Origin of the sequence: Streptomyces yatensis, from assembly GCF_018069625.1 — a bacterium.
Taxonomy (GTDB): domain Bacteria; phylum Actinomycetota; class Actinomycetes; order Streptomycetales; family Streptomycetaceae; genus Streptomyces; species Streptomyces yatensis.
The window spans coordinates 3,835,460-3,851,540 of sequence record NZ_CP072941.1 but is presented as its reverse complement, the minus strand read 5'-3'; the positions used below and the strand labels follow the sequence as shown (position 1 = coordinate 3,851,540).

General features: G+C 71.8%; 17 protein-coding genes. 8 read left to right on the top strand and 9 right to left on the bottom strand.

Going from position 1 to position 16,081, the window contains the following annotated elements; all coding sequences use genetic code 11:
• The 3 genes from J8403_RS15595 to J8403_RS15585 all read left to right on the top strand — a co-directional run bounded on the left by J8403_RS15595 (position 1) and on the right by J8403_RS15585 (position 4,560).
• Positions 1–1,560: a glycoside hydrolase family 3 protein gene (locus J8403_RS15595; RefSeq protein WP_211123713.1), complete on the top strand. Its 1,560-nt coding sequence runs from the start codon at positions 1–3 to the stop codon at positions 1,558–1,560.
• Positions 1,561–1,612: 52 nt separating this feature from the next.
• Positions 1,613–2,683 (top strand): SIS domain-containing protein, encoded by a 1,071-nt coding sequence (locus tag J8403_RS15590; protein WP_093464572.1) that lies wholly within the window; start codon positions 1,613–1,615, stop codon positions 2,681–2,683.
• 407 nt (positions 2,684–3,090) lie between these two features.
• Positions 3,091–4,560 carry a sensor histidine kinase gene (locus tag J8403_RS15585; protein ID WP_211128266.1) on the top strand — a complete coding sequence of 490 codons (1,470 nt, stop codon included), beginning with the start codon at positions 3,091–3,093 and terminating at the stop codon, positions 4,558–4,560.
• 199 nt (positions 4,561–4,759) lie between these two features.
• Here J8403_RS15585 and J8403_RS15580 read toward each other — a convergent pair whose 3' ends face one another.
• Positions 4,760–5,017 carry a WhiB family transcriptional regulator gene (locus J8403_RS15580; RefSeq protein WP_014054815.1) on the bottom strand — a complete coding sequence of 86 codons (258 nt, stop codon included), beginning with the start codon at positions 5,015–5,017 and terminating at the stop codon, positions 4,760–4,762.
• Between the two features lie 317 nt (positions 5,018–5,334).
• Positions 5,335–6,303 carry a diacylglycerol/lipid kinase family protein gene (locus J8403_RS15575; RefSeq protein WP_078643522.1) on the bottom strand — a complete coding sequence of 323 codons (969 nt, stop codon included), beginning with the start codon at positions 6,301–6,303 and terminating at the stop codon, positions 5,335–5,337.
• Positions 6,304–6,383: 80 nt separating this feature from the next.
• Between J8403_RS15575 and J8403_RS15570 the strand changes: the two genes are divergently transcribed.
• Positions 6,384–6,959 (top strand): hypothetical protein, encoded by a 576-nt coding sequence (locus J8403_RS15570; RefSeq protein ID WP_211123712.1) that lies wholly within the window; start codon positions 6,384–6,386, stop codon positions 6,957–6,959.
• Positions 6,960–7,227: 268 nt separating this feature from the next.
• Here the strand turns inward: J8403_RS15570 and J8403_RS15565 are convergent, their stop codons facing one another.
• The 4 genes from J8403_RS15565 to J8403_RS15550 all read right to left on the bottom strand — a co-directional run bounded on the left by J8403_RS15565 (position 7,228) and on the right by J8403_RS15550 (position 9,712).
• Positions 7,228–8,133, bottom strand: a complete 906-nt coding sequence (locus J8403_RS15565) for an RNA polymerase sigma factor SigF (RefSeq protein WP_374212103.1) — start codon at positions 8,131–8,133, stop codon at positions 7,228–7,230.
• Positions 8,134–8,150: 17 nt separating this feature from the next.
• Positions 8,151–8,564: an ATP-binding protein gene (locus J8403_RS15560; protein WP_014054819.1), complete on the bottom strand. Its 414-nt coding sequence runs from the start codon at positions 8,562–8,564 to the stop codon at positions 8,151–8,153.
• Positions 8,565–8,810: 246 nt separating this feature from the next.
• Positions 8,811–9,356 (bottom strand): GNAT family N-acetyltransferase, encoded by a 546-nt coding sequence (locus tag J8403_RS15555; protein ID WP_211123711.1) that lies wholly within the window; start codon positions 9,354–9,356, stop codon positions 8,811–8,813.
• Positions 9,357–9,451: 95 nt separating this feature from the next.
• The gene (locus J8403_RS15550) at positions 9,452–9,712 is read right to left on the bottom strand and encodes a UBP-type zinc finger domain-containing protein (RefSeq protein ID WP_211123710.1); all 261 of its coding nucleotides are present in this window, start codon (positions 9,710–9,712) and stop codon (positions 9,452–9,454) included.
• Positions 9,713–9,788: 76 nt separating this feature from the next.
• On the opposite strand from J8403_RS15550, the gene J8403_RS15545 reads away from it, so the two are divergent.
• Entirely contained in the window at positions 9,789–11,399 is a 1,611-nt protein-coding gene (locus J8403_RS15545) for a Na+/H+ antiporter (protein WP_211123709.1), read from the top strand.
• A 293-nt stretch (positions 11,400–11,692) separates the two neighbouring features.
• On the opposite strand, the gene J8403_RS15540 is transcribed toward J8403_RS15545, so the two are convergent.
• The gene (locus tag J8403_RS15540) at positions 11,693–12,283 is read right to left on the bottom strand and encodes a peptidoglycan recognition protein family protein (RefSeq protein ID WP_211123708.1); all 591 of its coding nucleotides are present in this window, start codon (positions 12,281–12,283) and stop codon (positions 11,693–11,695) included.
• Positions 12,284–12,453: 170 nt separating this feature from the next.
• On the opposite strand from J8403_RS15540, the gene J8403_RS15535 reads away from it, so the two are divergent.
• The 3 genes from J8403_RS15535 (at position 12,454) to J8403_RS15525 (ending at position 14,487) form a co-directional block, all read left to right on the top strand.
• Positions 12,454–13,365: a glutaminase gene (locus J8403_RS15535; protein WP_211123707.1), complete on the top strand. Its 912-nt coding sequence runs from the start codon at positions 12,454–12,456 to the stop codon at positions 13,363–13,365.
• An 88-nt stretch (positions 13,366–13,453) separates the two neighbouring features.
• A complete protein-coding gene (locus tag J8403_RS15530; protein WP_211123706.1) occupies positions 13,454–13,678 on the top strand; it encodes a hypothetical protein in 225 nt (74 codons plus the stop codon).
• Positions 13,675–14,487 carry a helix-turn-helix domain-containing protein gene (locus J8403_RS15525; RefSeq protein ID WP_425519794.1) on the top strand — a complete coding sequence of 271 codons (813 nt, stop codon included), beginning with the start codon at positions 13,675–13,677 and terminating at the stop codon, positions 14,485–14,487. Before J8403_RS15530 ends, J8403_RS15525 begins: the two co-directional genes overlap by 4 nt.
• Here J8403_RS15525 and J8403_RS15520 read toward each other — a convergent pair.
• On the bottom strand, positions 14,476–14,871 hold the full coding sequence (locus J8403_RS15520; protein WP_211123705.1) for a VOC family protein: 396 nt from the start codon (positions 14,869–14,871) through the stop codon (positions 14,476–14,478). The two genes, J8403_RS15525 and J8403_RS15520, sit on opposite strands and share 12 nt — an antisense overlap.
• Before the next feature lie 102 nt (positions 14,872–14,973).
• The gene (locus J8403_RS15515) at positions 14,974–15,912 is read right to left on the bottom strand and encodes a beta-ketoacyl-ACP synthase III (protein ID WP_211123704.1); all 939 of its coding nucleotides are present in this window, start codon (positions 15,910–15,912) and stop codon (positions 14,974–14,976) included.
• Positions 15,913–16,081 lie beyond the last annotated feature (169 nt).

Sequence of the window (16,081 nt, the reverse complement as noted above, 5' to 3'; positions counted from 1 at the left end):
ATGACGACCCTCGCGCATGACTCCGCCACCCTCACCCGCGACGCTCTCACCGTTCTGCAGCCGGGCTTCACCGGCACCACCGCCCCCGACTGGCTGCTGCGGCGGCTCGGCCAGGGGCTCGCCTCCGTCGGCCTCTTCGGCCGGAACATCAGCTCGCCCGAGCAGCTGGCCGCCCTCACCGCCCAGCTGCGCGCCGAGCGGGACGACGTCCTGGTGGCCATCGACGAGGAGGGCGGCGACGTCACCCGGCTCGAGGTGCGCGCCGGCTCGTCCTTCCCCGGCAACCTGGCGCTCGGCGCCGTCGACGACCCGGAGCTGACCCGCGCCGTCGCCCGCGAGCTGGGCCGCCGCCTCGCGGAGTGCGGCGTCAACCTCAACTGGGCGCCCTCCGCCGACGTCAACTCCAACCCCGACAACCCGGTCATCGGCGTGCGCTCCTTCGGCGCCGAACCCGGGCTCGTCGCCCGGCACACCGCCGCGTACATCGAGGGCCTGCAGAGCGCCGGGGTCGCCGCCTGCACCAAGCACTTCCCCGGCCACGGCGACACCGCCGTCGACTCCCACCACGCCCTGCCGCGCATCGACGCCGGGCTCGACACCCTGACCGCCCGCGAACTGGTGCCCTTCCGCGCCGCCGTCACCGCCGGGACCAAGGCCGTGATGAGCGCGCACATCCTGCTGCCCGTGCTCGACCCCGACCTGCCCGCCACCCTCAGCCCCGCCGCCCTGCACGGCCTGCTGCGCCGGCCGGTGGCCGACGGCGGGCTCGGCTTCGACGGGCTGATCGTCACCGACGGCATGGAGATGCGGGCCATCGCCGACGCGTACGGCATCGAGCACGGCAGCGTCCTGGCGATCGCCGCGGGCGCCGACGCGATCTGCGTGGGCGGCGGACTCGCCGATGAGGACACCGTGCTGCGGCTGCGCGACGCGCTGGTCACGGCCGTCATCGAGGGCCGGCTGGCGGAGGAACGGCTGGCCGAGGCGGCCGCGCGGGTGCGCGCCCTGGGGGAGTGGACACGGCACTCCGCCGGACCGCGCGCCGCCCATGGCATCGAGCCCGCCGCGGGGGTGGGGCTCGCCGCCGCGCGCCGGGCGCTCAGAGTCACCCCGGCCGGGCTGTCGTACGAGCCGGTGACCGGGCCCGCCTACGTCGCCGCCTTCACCCCGGTCGCCAACATCGCGGTCGGCGAGGAGACCCCCTGGGGCGTCGGCGCCGAACTGGCCCGGCTGCGCCCCGGCACCCAGGCCGCCACCTACGGGCTGCAGGACGCCGAGGCCCAGGGCGTCCCCGCACTGATCGAAAATATGCTCGACACCGCGGCGGACCGTAGGATCGTCGCTGTGGTCCGCGATGTCCACCGGCACCCCTGGATGGCCGACGCGCTGGACGCCCTGCTCGCCGCCCGGCCGGAGACGGTCGTCGTCGAGATGGGCGTGCCCCAGGCGCCGCCCGCCGGAGCGCTGCACATCGCGACCCACGGCGCCGCCCGGGTATGTGGACGGGCAGCGGCCGAGGTGATCGTCGGCATCGGCGCCGGTGACCACCCCGGGGACTGACCCCTCAGCCCCCCGAGCACAGCCGGCACAGAGCCACCTGGAGGCACCCAGCATGTCCGCCACGACGACGGCCCAGCGCAGCGACCAGCCGGGCCGGATCATGTCCGGCGAGATGGCCGAGCAGCCCGCCGTGCTGCGCCGCATCCTCGACCAGGGCGCCCCGAGGATCCGCGAGGTCGCGGAGCGGATCGCCGCCCGCAACCCGCGCTTCGTCCTCCTCACCGCCCGCGGCACCTCGGACAACGCGGCGCTGTACGCCAAGTACCTGCTCGAGGTGCTGCTCGGCAAGCCGTGCGGTCTGACCTCCATGTCCACCACCACCGCCTACGGCGCCCAGCCGGACCTCACCGATGTGCTGGTGATCACCGTCAGCCAGTCCGGCGGCTCTCCGGACCTGGTCGCCTCCACCGAGGCCGCCCGCGCGGCCGGCGCGATCACCCTCGCGGTGACCAACAACGCCGACTCGCCGCTCGCGGCCGTCTCCGAATTCCACATCGACGTCCTGGCCGGGCCGGAGAAGGCGCTGCCCGCGACCAAGACCTACACCGCCGAACTCCTCGCCCTCTACCTCTTCGTGGAGGGGCTGCGCGGCGGCGACGGCGCGGCCGCCAAGGTACTGCCCGACCTCGCCCAGCAGATCCTCGACCGCCAGGACGAGGTCCGGCAGCTCGCGGCGCGCTACCGCTTCGCCGAGCGGATGGTCCTCACCTCCCGGGGCTACGGCTATCCGACCGCCAAGGAAGCCGCCCTGAAGCTGATGGAGACCAGCTACATCCCGGCGCTCTCCTACTCCGGTGCCGATCTGCTGCACGGTCCGCTCGCCATGGTCGACAACATCTCGCCGGTGATCGCGATCGTCACCGAGGGCAAGGGCGGCCAGGCGCTGCAGCCGGTCCTGGAGCGGCTGCGCGGCCGGGGCGCCGACCTCGTCGTCATCGGCAGCGCGTCGGAGGTGGAGCGGGCCTCGGCGGGGTTCGCCCTGCCGACGGACGGGGTCGCCGAGGAGCTCCAGCCGATCCTGGAGATCCTCCCGCTGCAGATGCTGGCGTACGAGGTGACGATCGCGCGCGGCCAGGACCCGGACGCGCCGCGGGCGCTGGCGAAGGTGACGGAGACCCGCTGAGGCGTACCGCTGGGCGTGGACAGCCCTGCTGGGGGTGCGGAAAAGGCTCCCGCGGCCTTCGAGGAGGTGCGGGAGCCCGAGTACGGACGGGTGCGCGGGAGCGTTGCGTACGACGGGTGCGCGGGAGCCTTGAGCAACGGCGGCCGGGACACCCGCGGGCCGCGGCGCCAGGGCGGGACCCTCAACCCACCCGGCACCGCAGCCCGGAGTTGCATCGGCCGAGCGGCCGACCAGAGGACCCCGGGCGGTCAGGGCAGAGCGCTCCGGGCTCCTCGATCCGCCCTCCTGTGCGGGGAGAGCGGAAGATCGCAGTGCTCGATATTCTGGACTAGACCACTGCTGTCTGTCCATGCTTATGCGCGAATAGGCTAATCCACCGGTGAGGGTAGGCTCACAACGTGCCCTCCATGAACGACCTCGTACGCCAGCACACCGCACTCGACGACTCCGACCTCGAGTGGCTCCACCTGCTGGTCTCGGAGTGGCAGCTGCTCTCCGACCTCTCGTTCGCCGATCTGGTGCTGTGGGTCCCCACCAGCGACGGCACCCGGTATGTCTCGGTGGCCCAGATGCGGCCGAACACCGGGCCCACCTCCTACCAGGACGACATGGTCGGCCATCTCGTCCCCCGCGGCCGCCGTCCGATGCTCGACGCCGCCCTCGACGAGGGCCGGATCGTCCGGGAGGGCGACCCCGAGTGGCGCGAGGAGGTGCCGGTCCGGGTGGAGTCCATCCCGGTCCGGCGGGAGAGCCGGGTCCTCGGGGTGATCGCGCGGAACACCAATCTGCTGACCGTACGGACCCCCAGCCGGCTGGAGCTCACCTATCTCCAGAGCGCGTCCGACCTCGCCCAGATGATCGCCGCCGGATCGTTTCCGTTCCCCCATCAGCAGATCGACATGGACGCGTCACCGCGCGCGGGCGACGGGCTGATCCGGCTCGACGCGGACGGGGTGGTCCAGTACGCGAGCCCCAACGCGCTCTCCGCCTACCACCGCCTCGGGCTCGCCGCCGATCTCGTCGGCCACCATCTGGGCAAGACCACCGCCGAACTCGCCCCGGTGCGCGGCCCGGTGGACGAGGCGCTGGTCAAGCTGGCCAGCGGCTGGGCGCCCCGGGAGTTCGAGGTCGAGGGCGGCGACGGGGTCATCCAGCTGCGGGCCATTCCGCTCAAGCCCAAGGGGCTGCACATCGGCTCGCTGGTGCTGCTGAGGGACGTCACCGAACTGCGCCGCCGCGAGCGCGAGTTGATCACCAAGGACGCCACCATCCGGGAGATCCACCACCGGGTGAAGAACAACCTCCAGACGGTGGCCGCCCTGTTGCGGCTGCAGGCCCGCCGGATGGACTCGGCGCAGGGGCGGGAGGCGCTCAACGAGGCGGTGCGCAGGGTCGGCTCGATCGCGATCGTCCACGAGACCCTCTCCCAGAACCTCGATGAGCGGGTCGAGTTCGACGACATAGCCGATCGGGTGCTGGCCATGGTGGCCGAGATAGCGCCCGGAAAGGTGACCGGCCGCCGCACCGGGCGCTTCGGCATCCTCGAGGCCGAGGTCGCCACCCCGCTGTCCATGGTCCTGACCGAGGTGCTGCAGAACGCGCTGGAGCACGGCTTCGGACCGGGGGAGCAGGGCACGGTCGAGGTCACGGCGGTGCGCGGGGGCGGCGGTGAGGAGAGCCGGCTGGTGGTGACCGTCCAGGACGACGGGCGCGGGCTGCCCGAGGGGTTCGACCCCCAGCGGGCCGGAAACCTGGGCCTGCAGATCGTCCGCACCCTGGTAGAGGGGGAGCTGGGCGGCACGTTCGACATGGTGCCCGCCCCGGAGCGGGGCACCCGTGTGGTGCTGGACTTCCCGGTGCGAGCCGAGAAGCACTGACGTTTCGTGCCGGGTGCGGTACTGAGGCGTCGGCCACCCTTCCGCAACTGCCGGACGGGCACCGCCCCGTACCCCGGAAAGCACTGAGTCCCGGAAAGCACTGAGCCCCGGACCCATCTGGTCCGGGGCTCAAAGCTCAATGTGCTGTGCGCATCGGGGGTACTACGCGCTGCGGCTCGGGGGCCACGGGGTGCGGGCTTCAGGCGCTGGCGTTGCGTGCCCGGTTGCGAGCGGCACGGCGCTTCATCGCGCGGCGCTCGTCTTCGCTCATTCCACCCCAGACGCCGGAGTCCTGGCCGGACTCAAGCGCCCACTGCAGGCACTGCTCCATGACGGGGCAGCGGCGGCAGACGGCCTTGGCTTCCTCGATCTGCAGCAGCGCAGGACCGGTGTTGCCGATGGGGAAGAACAGCTCGGGGTCTTCCTCGCGGCAAACGGCGTTGTGACGCCAGTCCATGGCTGCTCCATCTCCTCGTATTGCGGGCTCGTTGCTTGTGAATGTGAACGCTTTCACGAATCCCCCCGCAAGGGTAGGGACGCCGACCAGTTGGGGCTGGTGCAGTCCCGTGGAATGAGGTGGGGGTTCGGGCTCTCAAGGGGGCCTTCTGGAGGCCGTCCCGATCGCCAAGAAGAGACTCGCAAACCTCGGCGGCGGATACAACCCCTTCCGGAAAGTTTTTTTTGATTCCTTGGTGTCGACTCGGTCACAGCCGTACTTCCGGTGGGTGGAGGCCAGCCTAAACGTTCGAGTGGAAGGACTTTTTGCGCTCTCACTCACACAATCACACGCAGTGCCCGGCGTACGCCTGTGAACGTCACGCTCGTACGCAGTCCCAGATGGTCACCGTCCATCTGGAACGGCAGTGGCGCCTGGGATTGCAAGGTGAAGTCCTCCACGTCGTGGAGCCCCACCACATGCTTGCCGCGCGGGCCGCGCTCGGGCGTCGACATCAGCAGCTGGGTCGCGTAGCGGGTCACCGCCGACGTCGACAGTTTGGTGAGTCCCAGCACGTCGAGGGCGGTGTCGAAGGACGCCTGGGGGGACGCGTAGACCGGGCGGTTGCCCAGGAACGTCCACGGGGAGGTGTTGCAGACTATCGACAGCGCCAGCCCCTCGATCGGGTCCTGGCCCGGCCGCCGGATGGTGATGGCGCCCTGCCGCCGATGCGGCTCCCCGATGAACTGCCGCACCATCTGCCGTATATAGAGCGCGTGGGTGGACCGCTTGCCGCGCTCGCGCTGCTGCTCGACCCGGCCGATGACGCTCGCGTCGAAGCCGAGCCCGGCGCAGAAGGTGAACCAGCGGGCCGGGACCGACTCGTCCGGAGTGCCGGGGGTGCCGGCCGCGAGTCCGAGGCCCACGGTGCGCTCGGTGCCGTCCCGCAGCGCGTCCAGCAGGGCGCCGGTCGCCTCGACGGCGTCATTGGGCAGCCCGAGCGCGCGGGCGAAGACATTGGTGGAGCCGCCCGGGACGACCGCGAGCCGGGGCAGCTCGCGTGGGGCGGGGCCGTGGTGGAGCAGTCCGTTGACGACCTCGTTGACGGTGCCGTCGCCGCCGAGGGCCACGACCAGTTCATGCGTGCCGCCGTCGACCGCCCGCCGGGCCAGGTCGCGCGCATGGCCCCGGTACTCGGTGGTCACCACGTCCAGCTTCAGATCGCTGGCGAGTGCGTGGAACAGAACATCCCGAGTGCGAGCACTGGTGGTGGTTGCTGCCGGATTGACCACAAGAAGCGCGCGCATGCGCGCCAGCCTACCTATCCGGGACGACCGGCCCGAGGGGGGTAGGGTCCCGGCGGCCCGGAGGCGGCTAGGCTGCTGGGGTGAGCAGTAAGAAGTCCGCTACCGCGAAGAAGGCGCAGAGGGCTACGGCGCGGAAGGCGACCGAGCGGAAGGCCGCGTCTCGGCCGGAGGCCGGAGCCGGAGCCGGAGTCCGGGCCGGAGCCGGGGCCGGGGCCGCCAAGGCGACCGGCGCCGTTGCCGCTGACGCCGACGCCGCGCCCGTCGGGCCCCGCCCCAACCGGCTGACCGTCGCCGCGGTGCTGGCCGCCGCGGAGGGCGTGGTGCTGCTGGGCTTCGGTGTCTACGTACTGATCATGGGGCTGACCGGCGACCCGGAGAGCCCCCAGCAGGCGGAGATGCTCGGGGTCACCGTGGTCGCGCTGGCCCTGCTGCCGCTGCTGGCGGCCCGCGGGCTGTGGCTGCGGCGCCGCTGGAGCCGCGGCCCGGCGATGATCACACAGCTGATGGCGCTGCCGGTGGCCTGGACGCTGGTGCAGAACGGCGGCGGGTTGATCGTCGCTGGGGTGGCCACCGCGGTTGCGGCTCTCGCCGTTATGGCGCTGCTGATCAATCCGACGGCGACCGAGGCGCTTGGCATCGGTCCCCGCGACGCGTAGCCGCTCTTACCTGGGGCGTGTCCGGCGGATTGGGGCGCCTGCGGCGGGCTGTTCCCCTCCCTGCCCCTTCCCGAAACTGGGGCTCCGCCCCAGACCCCGCTCCTCAAACGCCGGAGGGGCTGGGAGGGTCGCGGGGGGGCTGGGAGGGTCGCGGGGGGGCTGGGAGGTGGGGCTCCGCCCCGGACCCCGCTCCTCAAGCGCCGGAGGGGCTGGACCCCGGGGCCTGGGGCGGGGAGGGGAAGGAACCACGGGGCACCCCGCGCGCTTGCTACTCCTCGACCAGCAACTTGTCGCGCAACTGCGCGAGCGTGCGGGCCAGCAGTCGGGAGACATGCATCTGGGAGATGCCGACCTCCTGCGCGATCTGCGACTGCGTCATATTGCCGAAGAAGCGCAGCAGCAGGATCTTCTTCTCGCGCGGCGGCAGATCCTCCAGCAGCGGTTTGAGCGATTCGCGGTACTCGACGCCTTCCAGCGCCTCGTCCTCCGCGCCGAGGGTGTCGGCGACCGCCGGGGACTCGTCGTCCGTGTCCGGTACGTCAAGGGACAGGGTGCTGTAGGCGTTGGCGGACTCCAGCCCCTCCAGCACCTCCTCCTCGGAGATGGACAGATGCTGGGCCAGCTCATGGACGGTCGGAGCGCGGCCATGGCGCTGGGAGAGCTCCGCGGTGGCCGTGGTCAGTGACAGCCGCAGCTCCTGCAGCCGGCGCGGCACCCGCACCGCCCAGCCCTTGTCACGGAAGTGGCGCTTGATCTCACCGACGACCGTGGGTGTCGCATAGGTCGAGAACTCCACCCCGCGGTCCGGGTCGAACCGGTCCACGGATTTGATGAGCCCGATGGTGGCGACCTGGGTGAGGTCGTCCAGCGGCTCACCGCGGTTGCGGAAGCGCCGGGCCAGGTGCTCCACCAACGGCAGATGCATACGCACGAGGTGGTTGCGCAGCTCGGCCCGCTCGGTGGAGCCTTCCGGCAGCCCGCGCAGCTCGAGGAACATCGCCCGCGCGCCGCTCCGGTCATGTGGATCGTGCTGCTGATGCACCTGCTCGTGCTGATCCATGTGGTCCGCCCGCTCTGGTCGGTCTCCTGCCGCCTCCGAGTCCGCGGGATGCGGTCGGGCCGGCGGGTGCGGGATGGCCGGGGTACCCACTCCCCGCGATGATGCAGTGCTCACGGAGCCCCCTTTTTCCGTCACGGCTGTCCGGGGCCGGCGCCGCGCTCCTTGTACAGGCTGATGCTGACCGTTCGGTCCTCGGCCACGGTCGAGTCCACCTTGCCCGCCAGTGCGGAGAGCACCGTCCAGGCGAAGGTGTCGCGCTCGGGGGCGCGGCCGTCAGTGGTGGGAGCCGAGACGGTGACCTGCAGTGCGTCGTCGATCAAGCGGAAGACGCAGCTCAGCACACTGCCGGACACGGCTTGCTGCAGCAGGATCGCGCATGCCTCGTCCACGGCGATACGCAGATCCTCGATTTCGTCGAGGGTGAAGTCCAAGCGGGCTGCGAGGCCGGCGGTCGCCGTACGCAGCACCGACAGATAGGCACCCGCAGCGGGCAGCCGGACTTCCACGAAGTCCTGGGTCCCGGGCTCGCCTGCGATCTGGGACACCCTCACCTCCAAGGTGACACAAGCTGATTGAGCTGAGCTGATTGGAGCGTCGGCCCCGAACCCTTATGGTGGAGGGTGGACGGACCGGCGCTGTATGTACTTTGGCTGCGACGCTATCGCGATCTGCGGTTCGATGTCGCCCGGACGAAGCACGGCCCCCATCACGGGTGAACCCCGGCCCACAGAGCCGCGATATCACTCATAGTAAGCACATGAGTACGCAGCGTGGCTAGAGGGTTTGCGGTCTCAATTCGAAAGAGATGTCGCCTCACTCAGGGAATCGCTGGTCACGGCGGTGCCCATGGCCTGAGCGGCCAGCTCTCGCAGGGGCTCTCCCGAGAGCCTGCGCACCGTCCATTCGTCCATCGGCTCCGCGCCGAGCGCGGCGTAGAAACCGATCGCGGGCTCGTTCCAGTCGAGCACCGACCATTCGAAACGGGCATAGCCCCGCTCCACACAGATCCGCGCCAGCTCGGCGAGCAGCGCCTTGCCGTGGCCACCCCCGCGGGCCCGCGGGGTGACGTACAGGTCCTCCAGATACACGCCATGGGTGCCTGTCCAGGTGGAGAAGTTACGGAACCAGAGGGCGAACCCCACCGGCCCGCCGGGCTCTCCGGCGCCGCCGGTCTCCTCGGCGATCAGCGCGAACACCGCGGGATGCGCCCCGAAGAGCGCCTCGCGCAGCTGCTCCTCGGTGGCCTTCGCCTCCTGCGGAGCCCGCTCGTAGTCCGCCAGCTCGCGGATCATCGCATGGATCGCCGGAACGTCGGACGGCTTCGCTGATCGGATCATGTGGTGAAGGCTAGCGGCCCGGGCCGACAAACGCGGAGGTCGATCTCCCACAATGCGCGGAAAACGCCACGACCAGGGCGTTCGCGGGGCCGGGCCTACACGATGAGCTGATCCACGTAGCACCACTGCCACTTCTCGCCCTCCTCGAAGCTGCGCATCACCGGATGACCGGTCTCCTCGAAGTGCCGGGTCGCGTGCTGGTACGGCGAGGAGTCGCAACAGCCCACGTGGCCGCACACCAGACATTTCCGCAGCTGGACGGGGTGGCTGCCGACCGCCAGGCATTCGGGACAGGTGTCGGACCGCGGCTCCGGCTCGGGGCGCGGTAGTGCGGGAACATGCAGGCACTCGCTCATGATTGCCAGACTAAAGCGCCGCGTGGGCGGATCACATGGACGACCGTCGGCACGACCGGCGGGGACGGGTCGGTCGATGGACGTATTGCCGTTGTTGATGCTGGTCGCGGGCAGCGCGGTGGTCGCCGGCGCGGCCCGCAGGACCCCGGTGCCCGCGCCGCTGTTGCTGGTCGTGGTCGGGCTCATCGGCTCGTACGTCCCGGGAGTGCCCGATTACACCCTGGACCCGCATATCGTGCTGCCCCTGGTGCTGCCGCCGCTGCTGCACAGCGCCGCGCTGGACAGCTCGTATCTGGATCTGCGGGCCAATCTGCGGCCGATCGCGCTGCTCTCGGTCGGGTATGTGCTCTTCGCCACGGTCGCGGTCGGCGTGGTCGCCCATCTGCTGATCCCGGGGCTGCCGCTGGCCCCCGCCCTGGTGCTGGGCGCGGTGGTGGCGCCGCCGGACGCCGTGGCCGCCACCGCCATCGCCCGCCGGATCGGGCTGCCCTCCCGGCTCACCACGCTCCTCCAGGGCGAGTCCCTGTTCAACGACGCGACCGCGATCACCGCCTACCGGGTGGCGCTGGCCGCGGCGGTGGGGGAGGGTGTCAGCTGGGCCGAGGGGGTGCGGGAGTTCGCCTTCGCCGCCGTGGGCGGCGTCGTGGTCGGTCTGATCCTGATGGTGCCGCTGCACTGGCTGCGCATCCGGATGCGGGATCCGCTGCTGCAGAACACCCTCTCGCTGCTCATCCCCTTCGTGGCCTACGCCACCGCCGAGCAGTTCGAGGCGTCGGGTGTGCTGGCCGTCGTGGTGGTCGGGCTCTACCTCGGACACCACTCCTGGCAGGTCGACTTCGCGACCCGGCTCCAGGAGGCCGCGGTCTGGCGCATGATCGACTTCGTGCTGGAGTCCGCGGTGTTCGCGCTGATCGGGCTGCAACTGCGGGTCGTGGTGGGCGGCCTGGGGGAGTACAGCGCGGGCGAGGCCGCCTGGTACGCGGCCGTGGTCTTCCTGGCGGTGGTGGCCGCCCGTTTCGTCTGGGTCTTCCCGTCGACCTTCGTGCCGCGGATGCTCTTCCCCGGGATCCGCGAACGCGAGCCCGGCACCAACTGGACCGCGCCGGTCGTCATCGGCTGGGCCGGGATGCGCGGGGTGGTCTCGCTGGCCATCGCCTTCTCGATCCCGCAGACCGTTCACGGCGGGGAACCCTTCCCGGCCCGCAATCTGATCCTCTTCCTGACCTTCACGACCGTCATCGGCACCCTGGTCGTCCATGGGCTCACCCTGCCGTCCCTGATCCGGCTGCTGGGGCTGCCGGGCCGCGATCCACGGGCCGAGACGCTCGCCGAGGCACAGGCGCAGAACCAGGCGTCACTGGCGGCCGAGAGCCGGCTGGGGGAGTTGCTCGACGACGAGCGCAACGCCCTGCCGCCGCCGCTCGCCGACCGGCTGCGCACGGTGCTGGAGCAGCGCCGCAACGCCGTATGGGAGCGGCTCGGGGCGGTCAACGAGGTGACCGGCGAATCGGCGGACGACACCTATCGGAGGCTGGCCCGGGAGATGATCGAGGCCGAGCGGAAGGTCTTCGTGGATCTGCGGGACGCCCGGCGGATCGACGAGGAGATGCTGCGGTCGCTGCTGCGGCGGCTGGATCTGGAGGAGGCGGCGCTTTACCGGGAGGGGGCGACGGAGGAGGGGGCCTGAGGGTTGTCGCCGCTCCGCGGCTGTCTGCCGGGTCCGGGCCTGTACCCGGGCCCGGGCCTGTGCCCGGTGCGAGGGGTGTCCGGCGGGTCGTGGCGCCTGCGGCGGGCTGTTCCCCTCCCCGCCCCTTCCCGAAACTGGGGCTCCGCCCCAGACCCCGCTCCTCAAACGCCGGAGGGGCTGGAAGCGGAGGGGCTGGAAGGCCAGGCCCCGTTGCTCAAGTGGCGGAGGGGCTGGGGGGCGAACCGCTGGTGGCGGGGAGGGGGCTGGCCTACGGACACCCCGGCGGCTAGGGGCTACTTGAGCCGTTCGTGGATTCGGTCGCGCATCGCGGCCATGGTGAAGCCTCGTGGATCCACCTTGCCCGGCTGCCATTCGAGGTGGCCGATCACCGAGCGCTCCGTCCAGCCGTGGTGGCGGCACACGGCCGCCGCGGCCCGGGCGATCGCGTCGAGCTGGGCCTCGGGCCAGGGGTCCTCGCCGTCGCCCAGGTTCTCGCATTCGAAGCCGTAGAAGGCGCGGTTGCCGTCGGTGTTCGCCTCGTTGTCGGGCGGCAGGGCCCGCTCGGCGATCACCGCCCGCAGGACGTCGTCGTCGCCGAGACCGGCGTGGTTGGCGCGGCCGTAGCCGACCAGATGGACCCCTCCGTCCTTGGCGATCACGCCGTGGCACAGCGGGCCGGGCAGCCCCTCGAAGCCGTCCCGGCAGATCTCCACCGTCTCCTCGGTGCCGGAGGTGACGGTGTGGTGGATCATCACCCCGTGCACCGGGCCCCACGGGCCCTTGTGGTTTCTGTTGTGGTCCCGCCAGTCGCCGACCTGCGTCACCCGCACGCCCTCGGCCGTCAGCGCCGCCAGGAAGTCCCCCGCGGACATGGGTGAGGCCATGACCGCCTCCGTTCCGCTCGTACGGCGGGCCCCGGTCGCGGCCCGCCTCGTTCACCCGGTTGCTTACCCATCGCACGCACATAAACACATGGGGTGACCGATGGTGGGGGGCGCGTTATCGTGCGAGCCGATCCATCCGTTCCACAACGCACCGGGAGACGCACCGCACCATGGACTACCAGGCAGTGCTGGAGGAGGTCGCGGCCCAGGTGAAGCCGCAGATCGGCCGGGGCCGGGTGGCGCAGTACATCCCGGCGCTCGCCTCGGTGGACGCGGACCGCTTCGGGATCGCCCTCGCCGACGTCGACGGCCATGTGGCCGGGGTCGGCGACTGGGAGCGGCCGTTCTCGGTGCAGTCCATCTCCAAGGCGTTCAGCCTCGCGCTCGTCCTCGCCGACGACGGCGAGAAGCTGTGGCGGCGGGTCGGCCGGGAGCCGTCGGGCAACCCCTTCAACTCCCTGGTGCAGCTGGAGTACGAGAACGGCATCCCGCGCAACCCGTTCATCAACGCCGGGGCGCTCGTCGTCACCGACCGGCTGCAGACCCTTACCGGCGACGCCAGCACCACCATGCTGGACTTCCTGCGCGCCGAGAGCGGCAATCCGGACCTCGCCTTCGACCAGGAGGTCGCGATCTCCGAGTCCGCCCATGGCGACCGTAATGCCGCCGTCGCCCACTTCATGGCGAGCTACGGCAACCTCCACAACCCGGTGCCGACCGTCCTGGAGCACTACTTCTGGCAGTGCTCGATCGAGATGAGCTGCCGCGATCTGGCCCTGGCAGGCGGCTTCCTGGCCCGTCACGGGCTGCGCGCGGACGGCTCGCGGCTGCTGTCGCGGAGCGAGGCGAAGCGGGTCAACGCGGTCATGCTCACCTGCGGTACGTACGACGCGGCGGGCGACTTCGCCTACCGCGTCGGGCTGCCCGGCAAGAGCGGCGTCGGCGGCGGCATCGTCGCGGTGGTCCCCGGCCGCTGCACGCTGTGCGTCTGGAGCCCCGGCCTGGATGCCCGGGGCAACTCGGTGGCCGGAGTGGCGGCCCTGGACCACTTCACCACGCTGACCGGCTGGTCCGTCTTCTAGCGGCGGCGGGCGTGGCGGCGGAGGTGGCGCCCGGCCTGGCGCGGCGGGAGCATGGAGAGTAGTGGTGGTGAGCAGGAGGTGTACCGCCATGCTGCACGAGATGCGCGCCGAATACGAGGAGGGCAGCTCCGGTCGGGTCGCGGGCGCGCCCGTCAAGATCTGGCACATGGTCCGCGGCAACGGAACGACCGCGATGTGCGGGCGGGAGCTGGACCCGGACGCCGAGACCCAGGCCGCCGATCTGTGGGCCACGGGTGACTCGGGGCCCTTCTGTCATTCCTGCGGTGCGATGTATCTGCGCGAGGTCCCTTGAGCGAGCACCGGGAGCGCGGAGACCGGGAGCACGAAGACCGGGAGCGTGAAAACCCGGCGTGCGAGTACCGCGAGCGAGGGGCGCTGATCGGTCGCGGCGCCGCGGTGTGGGCCCGTACGGCCGGCACCGGGCCGCAGCGGGTGCTCCCGGACGGCTGCACGGATCTGATCTGGACCGAGGCGGGGCCCGACGGCGAGCTGCTGGTCGCCGGGCCGGACACCCGCGCCCGTCTCGCCCCGGGACCGCCCGGCACCCGCGCCGTGGGCCTGCGCTTCGCCCCAGGTCAGGGCCCCGCCGTGCTCGGCGTACCGGCGCATGAACTCCGCGATCAGCTGGTGCCGTTGGCCGCGCTCTGGCCGGGCGCGGAGGTCCGGCGGCTGGCCGAGCGGATCGCCGACGCTCAGCGGACGGCCGAGGCCCAGCGGACGGCCGGGCGGCAGGCGGCTCAGGGCCGTCTGCTGGAGGACGTCGCCCTGAGCCGCCTGCGGACGGCGGAGCCGCCCGATCCGGTGCTCGCCGCCATCGTCGCCGGGGTCTCGCGCGGGACGGGCGTGGCCGGGATCGCCGCCGCCGTGGGGCTGGGGGAGCGGCAGCTGCACCGCCGCTCCCTCGCCGCGTTCGGCTACGGCGCCAAGACGCTCGGCCGGGTGCTGCGGCTGAACCGGGCCCTGGACCTGGCGCGCACCGGCGTCCCCTACGCGGCGGTCGCGGCCACGGCGGGCTACGCCGACCAGGCGCATCTCGCCCGCGAGGTCAGGACCCTGACCGGCGTCCCCCTGGGCCGTCTGCTCCAGGGGTCAGGAGGGTAGCGGCGCGAAGAGGTCCACGCCGTTGCCGTCGGGGTCGAGGACCGTCGCGTAGCGCTGGCCCCACGGCGCGTCCCACGGCTCCTTCTTGCCGCGTACGCCCGTGCCCACGAGGTCCTGGTAGGTCTTGTCCACATCGGCCGGGCGATCGCAGGCGAAGGCCAGCGCCACCCGGTGGGAACCGCTCGGCGGCGTCCACTCCGGGTCGAAGGAGCGCACCGTCTCGACCGGGTCCCACATCAGCCGCGCCCCGCCGGGCAGGGCGGCCTCGGCGTGCGGCTGGGCGTCGGCCTCGGCGGGGATGTCGAGGCCGAGACGGCGGTAGAAGGCGAGGGAGGCGGCCAGGTCGGCGACGACCAGGCCGATGGCGTTGAATCGTGCTGTCATACGGGCAGCGTAGGCAGCGGGCCGACGGCCGGTCTTGAACGAATCGGACGTCATGCGTGGGGTCGGTCCGGGCGCCGTCAGGGCCCGTGGCGGACGCGGCCGTCAGGGGCAGCGGATGACCTGGCCCGCGTACGACAGATTGCCGCCGAAGCCGAAGAGCAGCACCGGGGCGCCGGAGGCCACCTCGCCGCGCTCGACGAGCTTGGAGAGGGCGAGCGGAATGCTGGCCGCCGAGGTGTTGCCGGACTCCACCACATCGCGGGCGATCACCGCGTTGACCGCGCCCAGCTTCTGGGCGACCGGCTCGATGATCCGCAGATTGGCCTGGTGCAGTACGACCCCGGCCAGCTCCTCCGGGGAGGTCCCGGCCCGTTCGCACACCTCCCGCGCGATCGGCGGCAGATGGGTGGTGGCCCAGCGGTAGACGGTCTGGCCCTCCTGCGCGAAGCGCGGCGGTGTGCCCTCGATACGGACCGCGCCGCCCATCTCCGGGACCGAGCCCCACACCACCGGGCCGACGCCCGGCCGCTCGGCGGCCACCACGACGGCCGCGCCCGCGCCGTCGCCGGTCAGGACGCAGGTGGAGCGGTCGGTCCAGTCGGTGGCCGCGCTGAACTTGTCCGCGCCGATCACCAGGGCCGCGGTGGCCGCCCCGGCCCGGATGGTGTGGTCGGCGGTGGCGAGGGCGTGGGTGAAGCCGGCGCACACCACATTGAGGTCCATGGTGGCGGGGTGGGCGAGTCCCAGCCGGGCGGCGACCCGGGCCGCCATGTTGGGGCTGCGGTCGATCGCGGTGCAGGTGGCGACGAGCACGAGGTCGATGTCGGAGGGGGCAAGACCGCTGTGGGCCAGCGCCTTGGCGGCGGCCGCCGCGGCCATCTCGTCGACCGTTTCGTCGGGGCGGGCGAGATGCCGGGTGCGGATGCCGACCCGGCTGCGGATCCACTCGTCGCTGGTGTCGACCATGGCCGCGAGGTCGTCGTTGCCGAGCACCTTCGCGGGCTGGTAGTGGCCGAGTGCCAGTACGTGTGAGCCGGTCATCGGTCATCCCCTTCGCGCCAGTGCCGACGTATCCGCGCCGTTTGCGGAGATCTCGACGGACAGTCTGCGGTGTGTCCAGTCTTGAGCGGAGCAGACGTGCCGTGCGCTCGGCCTACTCACCAATCTTGGGCGTCAAGATCTGGAGTTTTCGGCATGTCCCCGGCGGGGG